The organism is Inquilinus limosus MP06, assembly GCF_000767795.1.
Taxonomy (GTDB): Bacteria; Pseudomonadota; Alphaproteobacteria; order DSM-16000; family Inquilinaceae; genus Inquilinus; species Inquilinus limosus_E.
This window is the reverse complement of record NZ_JANX01000869.1, coordinates 1-1,801: the sequence shown is the minus strand read 5'-3', so window position 1 is coordinate 1,801 and position 1,801 is coordinate 1. Positions and strand designations below refer to the sequence as shown.

General features: G+C 73.0%; 2 protein-coding genes. Both read left to right on the top strand.

Features of this window, described 5'->3' with window-relative positions:
• Window positions 1-93: 93 nt before the first annotated feature.
• Window positions 94-1,605: a glycine cleavage T C-terminal barrel domain-containing protein gene (locus tag P409_RS33410; protein WP_052121689.1), complete on the top strand. Its 1,512-nt coding sequence runs from the start codon at window positions 94-96 to the stop codon at window positions 1,603-1,605.
• A partial coding sequence (locus P409_RS33405; RefSeq protein WP_034848828.1) for a hypothetical protein occupies window positions 1,598-1,801 on the top strand: 204 nt, incomplete at its 3' end. The genes P409_RS33410 and P409_RS33405, both read left to right, overlap by 8 nt.

The following is a 1,801-nucleotide window of genomic DNA, read 5'->3' as shown; positions in this document are numbered from 1 at the left end:
GGTTGGTGCCGCCGACGCAGGATCCGCCGGCCTGAGCCAGGCTTCCGGAACCCCCTCCCCTACCCCCCTCTCGCAGGGGGAGGGGGGACTCGATTGGATCGACCTGCCCCCGCACCGGCGACCGCTCCACAGGTCACCGACCTGCAGGTCGCCGGCAAGGCCTTCGTCGACTTCCAGAACGACGTCACCGCCGCCGATGTGCGCCTGGCCGCGCGCGAGGGTTACACCTCGCCCGAGCACATGAAGCGCTACACCACCCAGGGCATGGCGACGGACCAGGGCAAGACGTCGAACGGCCCGGCGCTGGGCGTGCTGACAGATGCCCGCGGGCTGCGGCCGGGCGACTTGGCGGCGCCGACCTTCCGCCCGCCCTACACCCCGGTCGCCTTCGGCGTCATCGCCGGCCGGTCGGTCGGCTGGCACGCCGTCCCGAGCCGGCGGACGCCGTTCGACGCATTCCACCGGGCCGACGGCGCCGTCTTCGTCCGCTCCGGCGGCTGGCTGCGGCCGCTTTACTACCCGCGGCCGGGGGAGACGCTGGGCCGGGCCTCGCTGCGCGAGGCCCGATACGTCCGGTCCCATGTCGGCGTGTTCGACGTCTCGACCCTGGGCAAGGTCGACGTCTCCGGCCCCGACGCCGCGGCGTTCCTCGAACGGCTCTACGTCAACCGGATCGAGACGCTGCCGGTCGGCCGCTCGCGCTACGGCATCATGCTGCGCGACGACGGCATCGTGATGGATGACGGCACCGTCACCCGGCTGGCCGAGGACCGCTTCTACGTCACCACCACCAGCGCCAAGGCGCATGACGTGGTGAGGATGATGGAGCGGCTGACCGAGGTCGACTGGCCCGATCTTCGGGTGGCGGTGACGGAGGTGACCGAGGCCCGCGCGGCGCTGGCCCTGACCGGCCCCGAGGCCCGCACGGTCCTGGCCCGGCTGGTCGGCGACGCCGCCGACGTCTCGAACGACGCCCTGCCCTTCATGGCGGTCCGCGACGTCACGCTGGGCGACCTGCCGCTGCGCATCCTGCGCGTCAGCTTCACCGGTGAGCTGGGCTATGAGCTGCATGTCGAATCCCAGCATGCGCCGGAGCTGTGGCGGCGCCTGATCGCGGCCGGCGAGCCGGCGGGACTGCGGCGCTTCGGGCTGGAGGCGCTGGAGCTGCTGCGGATCGAGAAGGGCTTCCTGACCGGCGCCGAGATCAACGGCCAGACCACCCTGGCCGACCTGGCGCATGAGCGCTTCGCCAAGCGCGAGGGCAACTACATCGGCAAGCCGATGTCGCTGCGCGAGGGCATGGCCGACCCGGACCGGCCGCGGCTGGTCGGGCTGGTGTCGGAGGATGGCGCGCCGCTGGTTTCCGGGGCCCATCTGGTCGAGGGCGGCATGTACCGCCCGAACGAGCCGACCCAGGGCCATGTCACCTCCAGCGGCACCAGCCCGGTGACGGGGCTGCCGATCGCGCTGGGCCTGCTGGCCCGCGCCCGGGAGCGGACCGGCGGCACCATCTTCGCCACCGATCCGCTGCGCGGCAGCCATATCAAGGTGCGGGTGGTCGAGCCCTGCATGTACGACCCGAAGGGAGAGCGCGTCCGTGGCTGAGCCCCTGGAGAATCCCATTGCGGCGCTGTCGACCCTGGATGCCGACGGCCTGACCTTCCGCCCCTGGCGCCCAGCCGCGATCCTGCAGCTCGCCGCCTGGGGCGAAGGCTCTGCCGCCGCCCTGGCGCAGTGGGAGCGCAGCCTGTTCGGCGCCTCGATCGCCGGGGCCGGGGCGACGCTGGCGCGGGGCGGGCTG